The sequence below is a fragment of the Variovorax sp. AC103 genome, assembly GCF_979254005.1.
Genome location: NZ_CEEDFC010000026.1, coordinates 101,962 through 118,732 on the forward strand (window position 1 = coordinate 101,962; position 16,771 = coordinate 118,732).

Annotated in this window: 13 protein-coding genes; 8 read left to right on the forward strand and 5 right to left on the reverse strand. The window is 64.3% G+C overall.

The genetic code is table 11. The features are described from left to right. Window positions 1-7: 7 nt before the first annotated feature. Window positions 8-1,870 carry a sensor histidine kinase gene (locus AC0IYU_RS29835; RefSeq protein ID WP_472124701.1) on the reverse strand — a complete coding sequence of 621 codons (1,863 nt, stop codon included), beginning with the start codon at window positions 1,868-1,870 and terminating at the stop codon, window positions 8-10. A 137-nt stretch (window positions 1,871-2,007) separates the two neighbouring features. On the opposite strand from AC0IYU_RS29835, the gene AC0IYU_RS29840 reads away from it, so the two are divergent. Continuing rightward, the gene (locus AC0IYU_RS29840; protein ID WP_472124704.1) at window positions 2,008-3,027 is read left to right on the forward strand and encodes a phosphotransferase enzyme family protein; all 1,020 of its coding nucleotides are present in this window, start codon (window positions 2,008-2,010) and stop codon (window positions 3,025-3,027) included. A 170-nt stretch (window positions 3,028-3,197) separates the two neighbouring features. Here AC0IYU_RS29840 and AC0IYU_RS29845 read toward each other — a convergent pair whose 3' ends face one another. Then, window positions 3,198-6,752: an indolepyruvate ferredoxin oxidoreductase family protein gene (locus tag AC0IYU_RS29845; RefSeq protein ID WP_472124707.1), complete on the reverse strand. Its 3,555-nt coding sequence runs from the start codon at window positions 6,750-6,752 to the stop codon at window positions 3,198-3,200. Window positions 6,753-7,031: 279 nt separating this feature from the next. Between AC0IYU_RS29845 and AC0IYU_RS29850 the strand changes: the two genes are divergently transcribed. The 5 genes from AC0IYU_RS29850 (at window position 7,032) to AC0IYU_RS29870 (ending at window position 10,857) form a co-directional block, all read left to right on the forward strand. Continuing rightward, window positions 7,032-7,919: a LysR family transcriptional regulator gene (locus AC0IYU_RS29850; RefSeq protein WP_409171121.1), complete on the forward strand. Its 888-nt coding sequence runs from the start codon at window positions 7,032-7,034 to the stop codon at window positions 7,917-7,919. A gap of 520 nt (window positions 7,920-8,439) precedes the next feature. Continuing rightward, entirely contained in the window at window positions 8,440-8,709 is a 270-nt protein-coding gene (locus tag AC0IYU_RS29855) for a hypothetical protein (protein WP_472124709.1), read from the forward strand. 227 nt (window positions 8,710-8,936) lie between these two features. After that, window positions 8,937-9,446: a DUF1993 domain-containing protein gene (locus AC0IYU_RS29860; RefSeq protein WP_472124712.1), complete on the forward strand. Its 510-nt coding sequence runs from the start codon at window positions 8,937-8,939 to the stop codon at window positions 9,444-9,446. A 352-nt stretch (window positions 9,447-9,798) separates the two neighbouring features. After that, window positions 9,799-10,263, forward strand: a complete 465-nt coding sequence (locus AC0IYU_RS29865; RefSeq protein WP_472124715.1) for a hypothetical protein — start codon at window positions 9,799-9,801, stop codon at window positions 10,261-10,263. Between the two features lie 168 nt (window positions 10,264-10,431). Further along, window positions 10,432-10,857, forward strand: a complete 426-nt coding sequence (locus AC0IYU_RS29870) for an NIF family HAD-type phosphatase (RefSeq protein WP_472124718.1) — start codon at window positions 10,432-10,434, stop codon at window positions 10,855-10,857. Window positions 10,858-11,392: 535 nt separating this feature from the next. On the opposite strand, the gene AC0IYU_RS29875 is transcribed toward AC0IYU_RS29870, so the two are convergent. Together AC0IYU_RS29875 and AC0IYU_RS29880 are read right to left on the reverse strand one after the other, a co-directional pair. Beyond that, window positions 11,393-11,887 carry a GNAT family N-acetyltransferase gene (locus AC0IYU_RS29875; RefSeq protein WP_472124720.1) on the reverse strand — a complete coding sequence of 165 codons (495 nt, stop codon included), beginning with the start codon at window positions 11,885-11,887 and terminating at the stop codon, window positions 11,393-11,395. Between the two features lie 149 nt (window positions 11,888-12,036). Then, complete coding sequence (locus AC0IYU_RS29880) at window positions 12,037-12,678, reverse strand: hypothetical protein (RefSeq protein ID WP_435497500.1); 642 nt, start codon at window positions 12,676-12,678, stop codon at window positions 12,037-12,039. 587 nt (window positions 12,679-13,265) lie between these two features. Here AC0IYU_RS29880 and AC0IYU_RS29885 point away from each other — a divergent pair. Continuing rightward, the gene (locus AC0IYU_RS29885; RefSeq protein WP_472124722.1) at window positions 13,266-15,101 is read left to right on the forward strand and encodes a WD40/YVTN/BNR-like repeat-containing protein; all 1,836 of its coding nucleotides are present in this window, start codon (window positions 13,266-13,268) and stop codon (window positions 15,099-15,101) included. Window positions 15,102-15,310: 209 nt separating this feature from the next. Here AC0IYU_RS29885 and AC0IYU_RS29890 read toward each other — a convergent pair whose 3' ends face one another. Then, a complete protein-coding gene (locus AC0IYU_RS29890; RefSeq protein ID WP_472124725.1) occupies window positions 15,311-15,760 on the reverse strand; it encodes a hypothetical protein in 450 nt (149 codons plus the stop codon). A 193-nt stretch (window positions 15,761-15,953) separates the two neighbouring features. Between AC0IYU_RS29890 and AC0IYU_RS29895 the strand changes: the two genes are divergently transcribed. Continuing rightward, on the forward strand, window positions 15,954-16,771 hold an 818-nt coding region (locus AC0IYU_RS29895; RefSeq protein WP_472124726.1), incomplete at its 3' end, for a transposase.

A 16,771-nucleotide genomic window follows, 5' to 3' on the forward strand; every position in this document is an offset into this window, starting at 1 on the left:
TTTTTCTTCAGTCGGCGAACGGAGCGGCGGCGTGCACCGGCAGGTGCAGGCACATCGACGACGCGCCGGCAGCCGACTGCAAAGTCAGCGTGCCCCCCAGTGCCGCCGCACGCGCGCGCATGTTCGTCAGCCCCCGTCCCGCGGACTTCGCGGTCACGTCGAAGCCCTTGCCGTTGTCGCACAGCGTGACTTCGATGGCCTCGTCCGTCGGCTCGTCCGTGGTGCCCTGCTGAATGCGCCGTGCGCTGAGGCTGGCCCGTGTCGCGCCTGAATGCGCCGTCAAGTTGGCGAAGGCCTCGAACAGCAGCATCTGCAGCTGATGGGATTCGCGCGCGCTCCAGCCGGCCATGGGCGGCAGGCGGCCGACGTCCCAGTGCAGGTCGATGCCGGCGGCCTGCAGGCGCGGACCCAGCCGGTAGCGCACGCTGCCCAGGGTCGAGGCCACGTCGCCCTCGTCGGCATGCATGGCGTCCACGGTGAGCTTGAGCTGGTCCACCGCGTCGCGCAGGTGCAGCGTGACGTCGTCGCGCGCCGCCCCCGGCTGCTGGGCGATGCGCAGCAGCCCGACGAGCTGGCCGCCCAGCCCGTCGTGCAGGTCCTGCACCAGCCGCTGGCGTTCCTCCAGCGCGCCGCGCGCCTTTTCCCCCTCTCGCTCGCGTGCGAAGGCAGCCTCCAGGGCGGCGTTGCGCTCGGCGAGTTCGGTCTCCAGCGCGGCGTTCATCTGCACCATCGCATGGGCGTCCTTGCGCATGCGCTCCGCAATGACCCAGGCCAGCGTGACGGCGAACCCCACCCAGGCGAAGCGTATCCAGGGCACCATCGCATAGGCCTCGGGGGAGGTTCGCATGACCCACACGTCGCGCACGCCGCACAGCACGATCAGCACCACGGCCAGGCCCAGCACGCGGTGTTCCAGCACGGCGCTGCGCAGCGCCACCCGCAGCACGACGACCATCATCGCCAGTGCGGACAGCAGGGCCAGGCCCCGCCACAGCGGCATCAACCACAGCCAGGGCACCATGATGCCCAGCACCGCCGTCACGGGTGCCAGCCAGGCCATCAGGCCCAGCAGGCGCGCCAGCCGGCTGTCGCCGCGCCCCACCACCGTCAGCGCGAAGCGGCACAACAGCGGCACCGCCGCCTGGAACGCCGCCAGCGGAAGCACGCCCCACCAGGGCCAGGGCAGCGGCACATGCGTGAAAAGCACGCGTGCCGTCTGCAGCGACCACAGCAACTCTCCGAGGCCGTAGTAGAGATAGATCGATTCGCGCTGGCGCAGCCACACCAGCAGCGACAGCGCGCCCAGCACGCCGCTCACGATGGCGATGAAGCGCCCGCCGCTCACCTGCCAGAACAGGGCGCTTTCGTACAACGGAAGAATCTCGGCCTCGCTGCCCGCCACCACCAGGGACAGCCCGCCCTGGCGCGCGGTCTGCGCCGCAATGGCAACTTCCACGCGCAGCGGCGCCGCCGAACCGGTGGCCGGCAGCACGATGTACTGGGGCGTCGTGGAGGCATCGTCGTAGGGCCCGGGTGGAAAGGCACCGAAGCGCGCCACCTCCCGGCCGTCCACCGAGATACGAAAGCTGTTGCCCACGCGCGGCACGAACAGCGCCATGGGGGCGGCGGGGTCGGCCACCGGGAGCTCGAACGCGAAGTGCGCCTGCCCGTCGACCGCGTCCCGCTGGTCCCAGTCATACGGCAGGGCCACGGTCTGCGGGGCTTGGGCCTGTCCGCGCACGGTCAGCGTGAGCCTGGCGTGGTCCACCACGGTCAGCGCCTGCGCGGAAACGTGCCAGCCCAATCCCACCGCCGCGAGGAGGATCAGCAACAGCAGGCGCCATCCGAGCGCTTCATTTCGAGGACCCATGACGGCGGCAACTGTAGCAACATTCGCTTGCAAAACTGCCGTTAATTTTGCGCATGTACGGCCGCAGATGCCTTGCCGGGTGCGGCGGTCGTGAGGGCTGCCACTGCATAATCGCGCCCTTTTCCCTTGGAAGCCGGATGCAAATCGAGATCGCGCAATCCACGCCCACGGCCGCCAGCATTTCGATGCTCGTGCAGGCGGGCTATGACTTGGGCGAGGTCGTCGAGAGTGAATTTCTACGGCGCAGCTTCAACCAGGTCTATCGACTGAGTTTTGCGAGCGGGAAACGCGTGGTGGCCCGGCTGTGCGCCGACCGGCCCCGCGGCGCGCCGAACGGTTTGTTCGAGTCGGCCGCGCTGCGGCACTGGGCCGAGGCCGGATGCCGTGTCTCGCGCTGCCTGCCGGCGGCCAACGGTGAAGTGGCCATCCAGGTGAAACTGCCCGAGGGCTCGCGGGCGCTGATGCTGTTCGAGCACCTGGACGGCGAGTTCACCAGCGAGGCAGGCGAGGACATCGAAGCCTTCGCGCGCGGGCTGGCTGCCCTGCACATCGCCGGCGAGAGCTACGAGGGGCCGAGCAGCGCCTACTGCCTGGACCTGGACTACCTGCTGCTGCACCCGCTCGAAGGCCTGCTGCGCGCCCCGACCATGACGGCCGAGCTGCGCCCGCAGTTCGAGGCCCTGGCCCGGCGCCTGCAGGACGACATCCTGTCGCTGGGCGAACTGAGCCGCGTGCTGTGCCACGGCGATGCGCACGGCAGCAACAACTTCGTGGTGGACGGCATCGGCGCGCAGAAGGGCCGCCGCGAGGCCGTGTTCTTCGACTTCGACGAGGCCGGCCCCGGCTACCTCGCCTACGAACTGGCGGTGTACCCCTGGAGCCTGCATCCGCACACGCCCGACGGCGTGGCGAGCGACAAGGCCAAGGCCAAGTGGCTGCACTTCATTTCGGCGTATCGCGAGGTGAGGCCCGTGGCCGATGCCGACCTGGCGGCCATTGCGCGCTTCATGTCGATCCGGCAGTTCTGGCTGCTGGGCGAGTATTCGGGGCGCATCGACGTCTGGGGGTCGCAAGCCATCCCCACGGACTACCTGCGCCGCCAGATCACCATGCTGCGCAACTGGCAGACGCTGGAGCTGCCGCTGCTGCAGGGCTAGCTAGCCGATGCGGTTGACGCCGCACCAGCGCACCATGAACACCGCCAGCACCGCGGTGACCTGCACCACACTGTCGATCCACACCCACTCGTCGATCCAGGCAGGCCAGCGCGCCGTTTGTTGCGGATGCGCCGCTCTCGCGCGCGGCGCATCCGTGTTCGCATGCCGTGTCAGGCGGCCAGTGCCGCCGCCTTCGGTGCAGGCTTTGGGGCGCGGGGAACGCTCGCGTCCAGTTGCTTCGCCAGCGCGCCCCACCGCACTCGTGCCGAGACCACGCTTTCCTCCTTCACATGCCCGAACCCGCGAATCTGCTCCGGCAGGCGTGCGAGCGCGAGCGCGGTGTCGAAGTCGATGCGGTCGAATCGCGCCACCACGTCTTCGACCATCGCGCGGTAGTCGGCGATCAGCTGGCGCTCCATGCGCCGCTCGGCCGTGCGGCCGAACACGTCGAGCGCGGTGCCGCGCAGCCCGCGCAACTTCGCGAGCACGCGAAACGCATTCATCATCCACGGCCCGAAGCTTGTCTTCACCGCATGGCCTTGCGCATCGCGGCGGCCCAGCACCGGCGGCGCCAGGTGAAAGCGCAGCACGGGCTTGCCTTCGAACTGCTCGGACAGCTTCTCGATGAAGCGCTTGTCGGTGTACAGGCGCGCAACCTCGTACTCGTCCTTGTAGGCCATGAGCTTGAAGAGGCCCGAGGCCACCGCCTTCGCGAGCAGCGTGGTGCCGCGCGCGCGGTGTTCGGCTGCGCGCACCCGCTCCACCAGTTCGGCATAGCCCTGCGCGTAAGCGGCATTCTGGTACGAGGTGAGGAACGCGATGCGGTCCGTCACCAGCGCCTCGAAGCTCTGCGGCCGCTGCAGCGCCACCACCTTCGCCGGTGCGGCCTGCCGCGCGACGGCGGCCAGATCGAGCGCCGCCTTGCGGCCCCAGCGGAAGGCGGCCTGGTTGGCCTTGATGGCCACGCCGTTGATCTCGATGGCCTTGTTCAGCGCCTCGGCCGACAGCGGCACGAAGCCTTTCTGGAAAGCGAAGCCCAGCAGGAACAGGTTGGCGGCAATGGCGTCGCCCATGAGCCGTGTGGCGAGCTGCGTGGCGTCGATGAAATCGGCGCGGCCTTCGACCGACTCCTCGATCAGCGCGCGCACCTGCGCGGCGGGGAACTCCCAGTCGGGCTGCTGCGCGAAATGCCCGGTCGGCTGCTCGAAGGTGTTGACCAGCGCATAGGTGCGCCCCGGCCGCATGCGCGCGATGGCGTCGGGCGCGCCGGCCGTGAGCATGTCGCACCCGAGGATCAGGTCGGCCTCGCCCGTGGGAATGCGCTGCGCCTTCAGTTGCGCCGCGTCGCGCGCTATGCGCACGTGCGACGTGACCGAGCCGTTCTTCTGCGACATGCCCGTCATGTCGAGCACGCTCACGCCCTTGCCCTCGAGGTGCGCCGCCATGCCGATCAGCGCGCCGATGGTGATGACGCCCGTGCCGCCGATGCCGGTGATCAGGATGTTGTGCATGCCTTCGAGTGCATGCTGTGGCGGCGCAGGCAACGGCGGCTCTTCGGCTGCAGCCATGGCCGCGACCGGTGCCTGCTTGCGCGGCTTCACGCCTTCCACCGTCACGAAGCTAGGGCAGAAGCCCTTGATGCACGACTCATCGGCGTTGCACGCGCTCTGGTCCACGCTGCGCTTCAGGCCCAGGTCGGTTTGCTTGGGCAGCAGCGCGGTGCAGTTCGACTGCTCGCCGCAATCGCCGCAGCCTTCGCACACCGCGTCGTTGATGAACACGCGCCGCGCGGCCTGCGGAAACTCGCCCCTCTTGCGACGCCGGCGCTTTTCGGCCGCGCACACCTGGTCGTAGATCAGCACCGACACGCCCTCGAACTCGCGCAGCTCGCGCTGCACCGCGTCCATGTCGTCGCGGTGGTGCACGGTCATGACGAAGCCGTCGCGGTCGGCGGGCAGGGGGCTGCGGTCGGCCCAGCGCGTCGGGTCTTCGGCCACCAGTGCCAGGCGCTTCACGCCCTCTGCGGCCATCTGGTGCGCGATGCGCGGCACGTTGATCGGCCCGTCGACCGGCTGGCCGCCCGTCATCGCGACCGCGTCGTTGTAGAGGATCTTGTAGGTGATGTTCACGCCCGCCGCCACCGCCGCGCGGATCGCCATCGAGCCCGAGTGGTAGTACGTGCCGTCGCCCAGGTTCGCGAACACGTGCTTGCGTTTGGAGAACCACGCCTGCCCCAGCCACGGCGCGCCTTCGCCGCCCATGTGCGTGGTCGTCTTGTTGTGCTCGGGGTAGATGGCCGTGGCCATCACGTGGCAGCCGATGCCCGCGAGCGCCAGGCTGCCCTCGGGCACCTTGGTGGAGGTGTTGTGCGGGCAGCCCGCGCAGTACCAGGCCGGCCGCGAGGGCGTGGCCACGGCCTTGCCCAGCACCACGTCCTTCGCGTCGAGAATCGCCAGCCGCATGCGGATGCGGTCGCTGGTGTGAAAGCGCGCCACGCGCGCCGCGATGACGCGTGCGATCTGGGCCACTGAGAAGTCCGCCGTGGCCGGCAGCAGCCACTGGCCGCGCGGGTGCGCGCCCCATTCGCCCTGTTCGTCGAACTTGCCGATCACGCGCGGGCGCACGTTCTCGCGCCAGTTGTACAGGTGCTCCTTGAGTTGGTACTCGACGATCTGGCGCTTTTCCTCGACCACCAGAATTTCTTCGAGCCCGTCGGCGAACTCGCGGATCGAGTCGGGCTCCAGCGGCCACGGCATCGACACCTTGAACAGGCGAATGCCGATGCGCGCGGCCTCGTGGGCGTCGATGCCCAGTTCTTCCAGCGCTTCGAGCACGTCGCGGTACGACTTGCCCGAGGCCACGATGCCCAGCCGCGCCTTGGGCGAATCGATGGTCACGCGGTTCAGCTTGTTGGCGCGCGCGTAGGCGATGGCGGCGTAGATCTTGTAGTCCTGCATCAGCGCCTCCTGCTTGCGCGCCTGCACGCCCAGCGTGTCGGTCGACAGGCGCGCGTGCACGCCGCCGGCCGGAAACACGAAGTCCGCGGGCAGCCGCGTGTGCACGTCGAGCGCGCCGGCGGCGATGGAGCCCGACGACTCCACCGTGTCGGCCAGCGCCTTGAAGCCCACCGGCAGGCCGGCGAAGCGCGACATCGCGAAGCCGTGCAGGCCGAGTTCGATGTACTCCTCCACGCTCTGCGGATAGAGCATCGGGATCATCGAGGCCGCGAACAGGTGGTCGCTCTGGTTGGGCAGCGTGGAAGAAGACGCGCCGTGGTCGTCGCCCGCCACCAGCAGCACGCCGCCGTGGGGCGAGGTGCCTGCGTGGCTCATGTGCTTGAACACGTCGCCGCAGCGGTCCACGCCGGGCGCCTTGCCGTACCACATGGCGAACACGCCGTCGACCGCGCTCTCGCCGGTCAGGTGCACCTGCTGCGTGCCCCACACGGCGGTGGCGGCCAGCTCTTCGTTCACGCCGGGCAGGAACTTGACGGCGTTGGCCTCGAGCCGCGGCTGCGCCTTCCACAGCGCTTCGTCGAGCCCGCCGAGCGGCGAGCCGCGGTAGCCCGAGACGAAGCCCGCGGTGTTCAGGCCCGCCTGCTGGTCGCGCCATTTCTGCACGAGCATGAGGCGCACCAGCGCCTGGATGCCGCTGAGGTAGATCCGGCCTTCGGTGGCCGTGTATTTGTCGTCCAGCGCAACGCTGGCCAGTTCGTGGGATGCCATGACTGAAAAGGACTCCGGGTAGGACTCGTTGGAATGCGGGCGTGGCCCCGGTAGAGGGCCGGCCTGCCTTGTGCCGCGCCGGGGTAGACGGCGGGGCAGCAACGATTCTTCAGTGTTGCGGCCGGAAAGTGCTTCTTCTTTTTGGCAGACCGGCCGGCCTTACGGAAGATCTGTCTTCTGACGGCACCATCCGCCGAAAGGATTTCGGTGAGGGCCGGTCGGCTTGCTGGCCCGACAATGGCGACCCCCGCCGACCGACCGGAACCCCACCCCACACCGATGAGACCCGACCTCGATTCGCTCGCGCTGTTCCTGCGCGCCATTGAGCACGGCAGCCTGTCGAAGGCTGCTGCCGAGAGCCACATGGTGCTGTCGGCCGCGAGCCGCCGCCTGGCCATCCTCGAAGGCCACCTGGGCGTGGCGCTGCTCAACCGCAGCTCGAAGGGCGTCACGCCCACGGGCGCGGGCGAGTCGCTGGCCATGCATGCGCGCCAGATATTGCGCGACGTCGACCGCATGCGCGCCGACCTGTCCGACTATGCGCAGGGCGCCACCGGCCGCGTGCGCCTGCACGCCAATGCATCGGCCATGGGCCAGTTCCTGCCCGACGACGTGGCGAGCTTTCGCCAGCGCTACCCCGAGATTCGCGTGAGCGTGGAGGAGCACCGCAGCGTCTACATCGTGCAGGCCATTCGCGACCGCCAGGCCGACGTGGGCGTCATCACGAGCGAGGCGGCCGACCCGGCGCTGCACTTCATTCCGTACCGCACCGACCGGCTGGTGGCCATCGTGCGGCAGAAGCATCCGTGGCGCGGGCGCGAGGTGTCTTTCGAGGAGCTGCTCGACTTCGACTTCGTGGGGCTCGAGGACGACTCGGCCATTTCACGCACCATGGAAGACGCGGCCATGAGCGCGCGCAAGGTGCTGCGGCTGCGCGTGCGGGTGAAGAGCTTCGAGGCGGTGTGCCGGATGATCGAGGCCGGCATGGGCGTGGGCATCTTGCCCGAGGGGGCGGCGGTGACTTACCGCAAGGAGATGAAGCTGCGCTTCATCAACCTGACCGATGCGTGGGCTTCGCGGCGCATGTACCTGTGCACGCGGCAGGAGGCGTTGAGTTTTCCGCAGCGCCGATTGGTCGATCATTTGTTGGCGCGGGGCATGCCTTAGGGATCGGATGCGGGTTCGTTCAGGGCGGCGCTCACGCCGACGGGGTACCTTGCTCCGCGAATGTCCCCCGGCCTGCGGCCTCCTCCTTTATTTCGCTGCGCAAGGCACCCCATCGACGTGAGCTTTCAGCGCAGCGGTGGACCGCCAGTCACGTCGCGGCTCGCGAAGCAAATGTGGCCTTTCGTCACGCGCCGGCAAGTACCCATGAAGGCCGCGCGTGAGGCATTGCGGAAGCTGCATTTGTTGGCGGTTGCCGAGACTTTCGTGCCGCGTGGAACGGCAGTTTCGGTGGGCTGTTCTCTAAAGTGGACGCCCCTGTCACTCAACCACCCATCAAGGGAACACGGAAGGCGCTGCACACACAACCACTGAAATTCTGGAAGGCTGCTTGCCTCGCGGCAGGTTGTCGGTGCCAAAGCACCGATGCGTATGCGAGGTATCAAAGGCGACGGTCGGGGTGCAGCAACACCCCGACCGTCTAACCAAATCGGTGCAACACCCTCTAAAGGACCGCACAAAAATGGCTACCAAGACTATAGCCCGGCCTCGCACGCCGGTAGCTTCCGAAGACAACGCCCAAGACCCGGCGGATCGTCTCGAAAACACCCTGTCTCAACTCGAAGCTCTTCTGTGGGTATGCCACGGGGAAGATGTCGATTGGTGCAGCGGTGACGGACCTCGACAGCTGGACAACCTGCTCTGGCTTGCGGCTGAACTGGCGCGCAAGGCCGGCGAACTGTTTCAGTTGAACGAGAAGGCGCGAAGCGCAACGCCTGAGACCGGCGGTTAGCAGCTGGTCTGCGGGCCGCGGATTTCGCGGCCCGCCTGAAGAGCGGGGTTCGTTTGGGCGCGACGATTAAAGCTTTCGCGATGGACCGAATTCGATTCGGTTGAGGTTGTTCGTCGGGGACGTCTCAGCGGAAGCTGTCCGCCCTGTGCTGTTAGCCTCACATGGTCGGCAGGCCTCTGCCACGCCAACTTCGGCCATCGCGCCCAATTTTTAGAAGTGAACTCACTATGACCAGCCCGCTGTACAACGCTTCCGTTCCCGTCATGCAGCAGATGCTGCGCGCCCTGTCCGACGTGCTCAAGAAGGCCGAAGACCACGCGACGCAAAAAAATATCGATCCCAATGCGCTGCTGCAGGCGCGGCTGTTCCCTGACATGTTTCCGCTGGTACGTCAGGTACAGATCGCCGCAGACTTCTCCAAGGGCATTGCCTCCCGCCTGGCTGGTGCCGAGGTGCCGTCCTGGCCCGACACTGAGGTCAGCTTCGCCGACCTGCAAGCGTTGATCGCCAAAGCTGTGGCCCATATCGGCTCCTTCAAGTCTGAGCAATTTGATTCAAGCGAGAGCCGCGAGATCGTATTGCGCCCCGGCACCCCCAAGGAAAAGAAGCTGACCGCAGGCGCATATCTTCTGCACTATGGACTGCCGCAGTTTTTCTTCCACGTGACCACCACCTATGCGATCTTGCGCCACAACGGTATCGAGATCGGTAAGCGCGACTACATGGGTGCCTACTGACCCGAGACAGACCGGAGTTCAGCCACTCTGGCCACTGCCGCTCGATAGCAACCAGAGCCTCGGTCGCTGCGCGATTTCAGCTAACTGTGGATGGAGGCTTTATCTAACCTGATTTGCTTGGCGCCTGGTCAAGGCTGACCCAATGTCTGCTGCGTTAGTCTGTGAATTAAACAGTCGACCCGCTGCGAGCGTTCGACGTTGGTTTGCTGATGGCGGCTATGCAGCGGAAGCGGGCTGCCGTTGGTCGAGGCCAGACTTTCGGGCTCGGTCAGGACCGGTCATTCATCCTCGAATCTCAACCAGCGTCGCTCGCAAAACCAACGTCGGCCGACCGGCCGAAGGCATTCATCACATGAGTTCACATCGCCTTGAGATTTTCGCCGACTACTACCAGTTTTATCTTCAAGACGCGACAGCCGAAGGAAGTCTGTCGGACGCTTGGGATGACGCTGCAACACGCCGCATGCTTGCTGTCTCGACAGGCGTGATCGGTTTTGGGACCGCACGCAATATGAATGTTCCGGTAACGCTGGAGATTCTCGAGGCTGAGCCGTTGTGCGCGCTCGGCAACTTCGATCACGTTGTTGAGGGTTCATTGGTCGTTGCGACTGGACCGCTCGTGATAGCGGGGTGTACTGACTATTTTCCCGATGCGCGACGGTTCGACGTGCAACCTGGCGCATTCAGAGTACGGCTGTCCGCATCAGGCCTGAGTTCGCTATCGACAGATGAGCTCGAGGGCGACGACCACTACCTCGTGCAGCTCTGGCCGGGCGACCCTATCGAACCTGTTGTGCTCAAGCAGTGGGAAGGGTGAGCATACGAGCCGACCCATTGGCCACAAACAGCCGTTCGCTGTACCAACACAACTCGACGAAATCGGGCTGTGTACGGTCAGGAGACGTTCTGAACGACCCAGCTGGCATCGAACATCTTTCATTGAATCCCGCACATCTTCTTTCTCCGAAGCGGCATATTCCCCTTCATGAAGAACTACGTCCTTGCCCTTGATCTCGAAGGTACCTTGATCTCAAACGCAATGAGCCAGATACCCCGGCCAGGTCTGGCTGAGTTCCTGACTCGTTGCGCCGAACTTTTTCCTCGCATCGTTATGTTCACCACCGTCAAGGAAGAACGATTCAGAAAGATCGCGCGCTTGCTGGTGGACGAGCAAGTCGCGCCCGCCTGGTTCGCGGATATGGAGTACATCACTTGGCATGGTGAGACAAAAGACCTTCAATTTGTCCCTGGCGTGCTTCCGCAGCAGGTGTTGCTGGTGGACGATTTTGAGAAGTACGTTCATCCAGGCCAAGAAGCACAGTGGCTGCAGATTGAATACTTCGACTATGCCTATGGCTCAACGGATACCGGCCTCGCCAAGATGCTTCAAATACTTGCGGCGCGTATTTGATCGATGATTTCGTAGCGCACTGCTGCGGCGAGAATCGGCCAACTCCCGACCGTCAAATCCAACGCCTGTTGCTTGCGAAGTATGACTGGCACGTCGATACAAGATTTCCTCCTTTTTGGAGTTCTCCCCTTCGGAACCCTATTGATTCCAGTCACTTTCGTCATGCTCTGGCGGTTAAGACAGCGCACGACTTGGGCGGCTGTCTTCTCTATCGCCGCAGCAGGAATTGCGGGTGGCGCCGCGCTCGTCGCAACGCTTCGGGCGTTTTTTCTCCTGCCTCGATTTGGGGCCTGTCTCGAGTGCGGAATCCTGAGTTGGCGATGGTACTCGGACGCAATCACTTTTGCCCAGGGATTCGGTGTCACGTCCGCCTTGGCCCTCTTGGCATGCCGGCTGGTGTTCAGGCCAAACCGATGAGACCCGAAACTTGAACGTCTGCTTCGGGGTTCGGCGTACAGCCGCTTCGGGCCCAAAGCGGGCCTAAAAGGTGCTCCAAAGCGGTCTCTGGGCGACGATTTTTCCTGCCGCTCGTCAGCTAGAACGGCTCATTTTGAGCGAGCTGCATCGGGACGTAAGCGATGCCCTTCGTCTCTACGAGTGCACCGACCGTGTGAAACCCCATGCGCTCATAAAAAGACAGTGCAGAGGGCGTTGAGTTGACCGTGGTCGCAACTGAGGCAGAAGGCCATCCATAGGCCTTTTTAATGTGAGACCAAAGCGCCCTTGCAACGCCCGCTCGTTGGAAAGGATGGCCAACGAAGAGGTGGAATAGATGGGTTCCGTTGCGAACGGCAATTACTCCCATCAACTGGCCGGCGGCCGTGCCAACGTAGTAATCGAGCTCTGGGGCACCGATGTTTCGTGCAATGCCCTCAGGCTCAAGCGAAAGCAAGAAACCTTCTGCACCTGAACCGTCGGCTCGCAATAGGAAATGGTGCGCCAACGAAAGAATCAGCGCGCTGACTGCCGAAGCGTCGTCGAGCGTGGCTTTGCGTATGTGCATGGATTCGGGAGAAACGGTCGCGTTCATCTACGTAGGTCCGGTGATGGCCGAATTTTGCCGAACACTGCGAACGGCTGGTTGTGGCCGACTGTAGCCTCACGCACTGTTGGCGCAAAGGGCTCGAAGCGGAAGTTCGTCGCGAGGGAAAGTGGCCGGCCAGCTAGCAGTCGCCGGGTTCAGACCGTCTGGGTTCGAAGCCCAGCCTCGAGCGCACCGTCGAGAGCTGACCATAGCTTCGGCACCGTGTCCTCGCGTGGCTTTCCTCGAGCAATATAAGCCGCCATCGCACGACGCGCATCTTCTTCGCGCCCTGAAAGTGCATGGCAAAACGCGGCTGCCACCGGCAACTGTGTGTACATGCCTGCCTCGGGGCGGTTACTCAGTGCGACAACCTGGTCGTATACCGAAGTCGCTTGCCGACCCAACTGCCAGAAGTCCTGCGCTTGTCGCACGGCGTTTGAAAGCCGGGGTGTCATGCCTTCTAGGAGGCTCTGTTCACCCCACATGTACGAGAGGTTGAGTTCTGCGGATTGTCCGTCGATGAACGCATCAAAGATTGCCGATTTCTCGGTGCGATGCCACTGCATTTTTCCCGCCACGAGGTGCGGCACAAAATCGAACGAATACCCCCATCGCGGCGCAATAACTCCGCCTTTGAGTTGTGCGTAGGCGAAGACACGGCGAACAGGCGCATCTTTACTGTCAACCCATTGAAGTGGCTTCATCTCGGCGAAGCGATCTGCACCGAGATATGTAGCAATCACGGGCCCAATATGGGATTGAACTGCGGAAATGGTCAGAAGATTGAAATCGCTCATCGAGGCGTTGTCTACACGTTTTAGGGCCGACAAGCACCCTGTTCGAATGACCGGTTGTGGCCGACTTCAGTCCGTCCTGGCGTGCATCCGCAGCACTGCAAGCTTCAGTCGTTCGATCAGTCTGGCCCAGGTCAATTCGGTCTTTGCAATGCGCATCGTGTTTCCCGCAGGATTAAAACTAAAGGATTGGAATTCGCTACCGAGTGACCGCTCCTGGCCGACTGTAGCCGGTCGCGCCGCTGTCGTGAACGGGCCCATCTGAGACATTGGGCCTCGTCCGAAGCAGCCGGTCGCGAGCCCACAGGTCGATCCAAGAGCGGCAAACAAGCGCGGGTCCAATCGCGCGAAATCAAATTTGCGAAGGTCCAACGGCGCGGTGCGCAAAGGTTGGATGGCGCCAGCGGGTGCAATTTACGGATGGCCACGGGGCCCTACCGCTGGGGTTACTGGCGTGCCGCAACGACGTTCGCAGACCGCTTATCTAATGGCCATGTTCTTTGGCAAAGGCGTCGTTTTTTTGATTGTTTCAAAATGTGTTTCTTGAGAGAATTACGGATCGCTGTAGCACTGCAATTACAGGTATCGACATGTCCCGCCGCAATTTCGGACGCTTCGTCCGCCGTCTTGGTCTTTCGTTGTTCTTGCTGCCCCTGGTGATGTCAGCCTGCGGCGGTGGTGGCAATGATGGCGGAGTACGGGCGGGATCGGCCGCGGATCCTGCAACGCAGCCGCTGCCGGCAGCCTTGATGCGCGCCATGAAGGAGAGCACCGGGCTCCAGTGTGCTGCAGGTGGCCTGCGTGTCGACGCGGGCGTGGACGTCAACCGTGACGGAGTGTTGGCGGATCAGGAGGTGACGTCGACCCAGTACGTCTGTAACGTCGCCGGGTCGGCGGGACTCGCAACGCTGGTCCGGATGCGCGCCGAACCCGCCGGCGCGAACTGCGTGCAGGGCGGATCGCAGGTGCTTGCAGGCATCGACACGAACGCGAACGGCACGCTCGAGGATGCCGAGGTTTCCACCTCCGCCTATGTGTGCAATGGCAGCCCAGGGGCGACGGGCCCCTCGGGTTCATCGGGCCGTGACAGCCTGATCTCCTTCGCGGCCGAACCGCCCGGTGCCACCTGCCAATACGGCGGGCAGCGCATGGCCTCAGGACTGGATCTCGACGGCAACGGCGTCCTGGGCGCCGGCGAGGTGAGCTTTACCGCCTACGTGTGCAGCGCCGCGCCCGCCGACACGCGATGGATCGACGTGACGGGCGCGGCCATCCAGGCCGAATCCAACACGGGCTACTTGGCGAACTCGAGCGCGAAGACCGTCATCATCTTGCCAGCCGCGCCAACTGTGGGCGAGTGGGTCAAGGTCAGCGGCGTGGGCACGGGAGGATGGACGATCGCGCAGAACGCGGGCCAGCGCATCAGCACGCTTGGACTACCCGGCGGCCTGGACATTCGCTGGGCGACCGGTTCGATCACAGGCAATTGGGTTGGTGTCGCCTCCTCGGCAGACGGCGCGCGGCTCGTGGCCGCATCCGCCAGCGGCGAGCTCTACACCTCGATGGATCAGGGCCTGACCTGGACGCTGAGGCTCATCGGGCAAACCTGGAGCAGCGTCGCGTCATCGAGCGATGGGCTCAGGCTCGTCGCCACGACCAACGGAGGCTCGATCTTCACCTCCACGGATGGGGGCGCCAACTGGGCGGACGATGGATCAGCGCGTGCATGGAGTTCGGTGGCGAGTTCCTCTGACGGCATGCGCCTTACCGCGGTGGCGTACCTCGGCCAGGTCTGGACCTCGGGTGACGGCGGTGCCAGTTGGACGAGCCGTGACAGCAATCGCGCGTGGCGCACCGTGAGCATCTCGGCCGACGGACGGGTTCAGGTGGCGGGAACGAACGGCGCCCAGCTCTACGTGTCGACGGACTACGGAGTCACCTGGACGGCCAGGGCCAGTGGCAACTTTTGGTGGGCCGTGAGGGTGTCGGCCGACGGAAGACGTATGTATGCAACGGTCGACACGGGCACCCTGTGGAGATCGGAGGACTACGGAGCGAGCTGGGAGGCCGAGGACACTGCTCGCGACTGGCGCGGTCTCGCGACTTCATCGGACGGGCGCTTCGTCGTGGCAGGGACGGCCGGAGGTCGGATGTACCAGTCGGACGACTTCGGCGCATCCTGGCGAGCTACAGGCAGCAGTGGCCAATGGCAAGGAATCGCGATCACCGCGGATGGCCTGCGCGTTATTGCGGCGAACGCCGGGGCCGCCCTGCAGAGCGGGATGCGCAGGACATCCACGACCGTGGGTGCGGCGGGTTCCCTTTCTGGAGCGCAAGGAGATTCCATCCAACTGCAATACACGGGAAGCGGGGTGTTTGCGCCCATCGGATACGTGAATGTGGGTATCGATTTCGGGATTCAGTGAGGGCAGCAGCAGCAAGCGCTACGTTGTGCTCGTCAACGCCTAGTTACCTAAGGGTTGCGTCCGCACTCGATTCACAAGCGAACGCTAACGGTGCAAGCTGGTCGCCCTGTGAGCAGCAAGCTCGCGCGTTACGTCGAACTTCATCGCTGGTGTCGGTTGTCAGCTTTGAATTTCAGCCTCGTCCCGGAACGTCCGCTTCTGGCCGTCTACTAACGAGGGAGAGATAGGTTCACCATGCATAAAACTCCGGCCCGAAACTCATAGTGGGTCCAAAAGTCCTCAGCCTCAACGCGCGCCCACGCCGTTTGAAGACGGAGCGCGGGAATATCCGCATCACCCATAACAACGCGAAGGCCCACCTCGGTCGATGCACGCTGTATCTCGTCGCGCGTGGCATAGAGCGGAACCCCTAGAAGCCTGGCATCGATTGCCGAGAAGCCATCCACAGGCACGACGTAGCAATGGATGGTCTTCAGCGTTTGCGCCTCGTCAAACCGAATCGCGAAGCCCTCGCCGAGAACTTCGAGCCAGTACGAATCCGGCGTGCCCTCATGCAGGCGGTCAAATTCGTAAGTGACCGGACCGGCCTGACAGTCCTCCAGTAGTTGGAGCACCTCGTCGTCCTTGAGCTTTTTCCCGAGCATTTTGGGCAGAGTCATCTTCTTGCGACAGATTTTCGAGGCCGGTCAATGGGTAGCGACTTTAGCCGTCGCCGACCAGGCCGACAAAGCATCTACGCGAAAAATTGAACGGGGATCACTAAGTTCGGCTTCTGGCCGAGGCTGTGTGAAAACACTTCCCCCCACGCCTTCTCAAAAATAAAATCAGGTCACCTGTTCAAGCGAGGTGCCCATGAAGCGATTCATCGAAGGCGAGTCCCGCGAGCAAGTCACCTTGCTACCCGAGTGCCTTGACGACTATATCGGCCAGGACAACCCGGTACGCGTCGTCGACGCCTTCGTTGAAGAGCTGGACCTGCGCTCACTGGGCTTCCAAGGTGCAGACCCTGCAGCCACCGGCCGGCCAGCGTACCACCCGAGTGTCCTGCTCAAGCTCTACATCTACGGATACCTCAATCGCATCCAGTCCAGCCGACGCCTGGAGCGCGAAGCGCAACGCAACGTCGAGCTCATGTGGCTCACCGGCCGCCTGGCCCCGGACTTCAAGACCATCGCCGACTTCCGCCATCACAACAGCGCGGGCATCCGCAACGTCTGCAAGCGCTTCATCGGCCTGTGCCGCGACCTGAAGCTCTTCTCCCAGGCCATCGTGGCCATCGATGGCAGCAAGTTCAAAGCCGTCAACAGCCGCGACGCCAACTTCACCCCGGGCAAGGTCGACGCTCGTCAGCGTCAGATCGAACAAAGCATCCAGCGCTACCTCGATGCCCTGGAGACCGCCGACCGTACCCAGCCTGCGGAGGTCGAGGCCAAGACCGAGCGACTGACGGACAAGATCCGCAAGCTGCGCGAGCAGATGCGGCAACTCGACGAGACCCGGGAGCAGTTGAAGAACGAGCCAGATGGTCAGTGCTCCACCACCGATCCCGATGCCCGGTCGATGAACTCACAGGCCAAGGGCGCGGGCATGGTGGGCTACAACGTGCAGACGGCGGTCGATGCCAAACACCACCTCATCGTGGCGCACGAGGTCACCAACATCGGCAACGA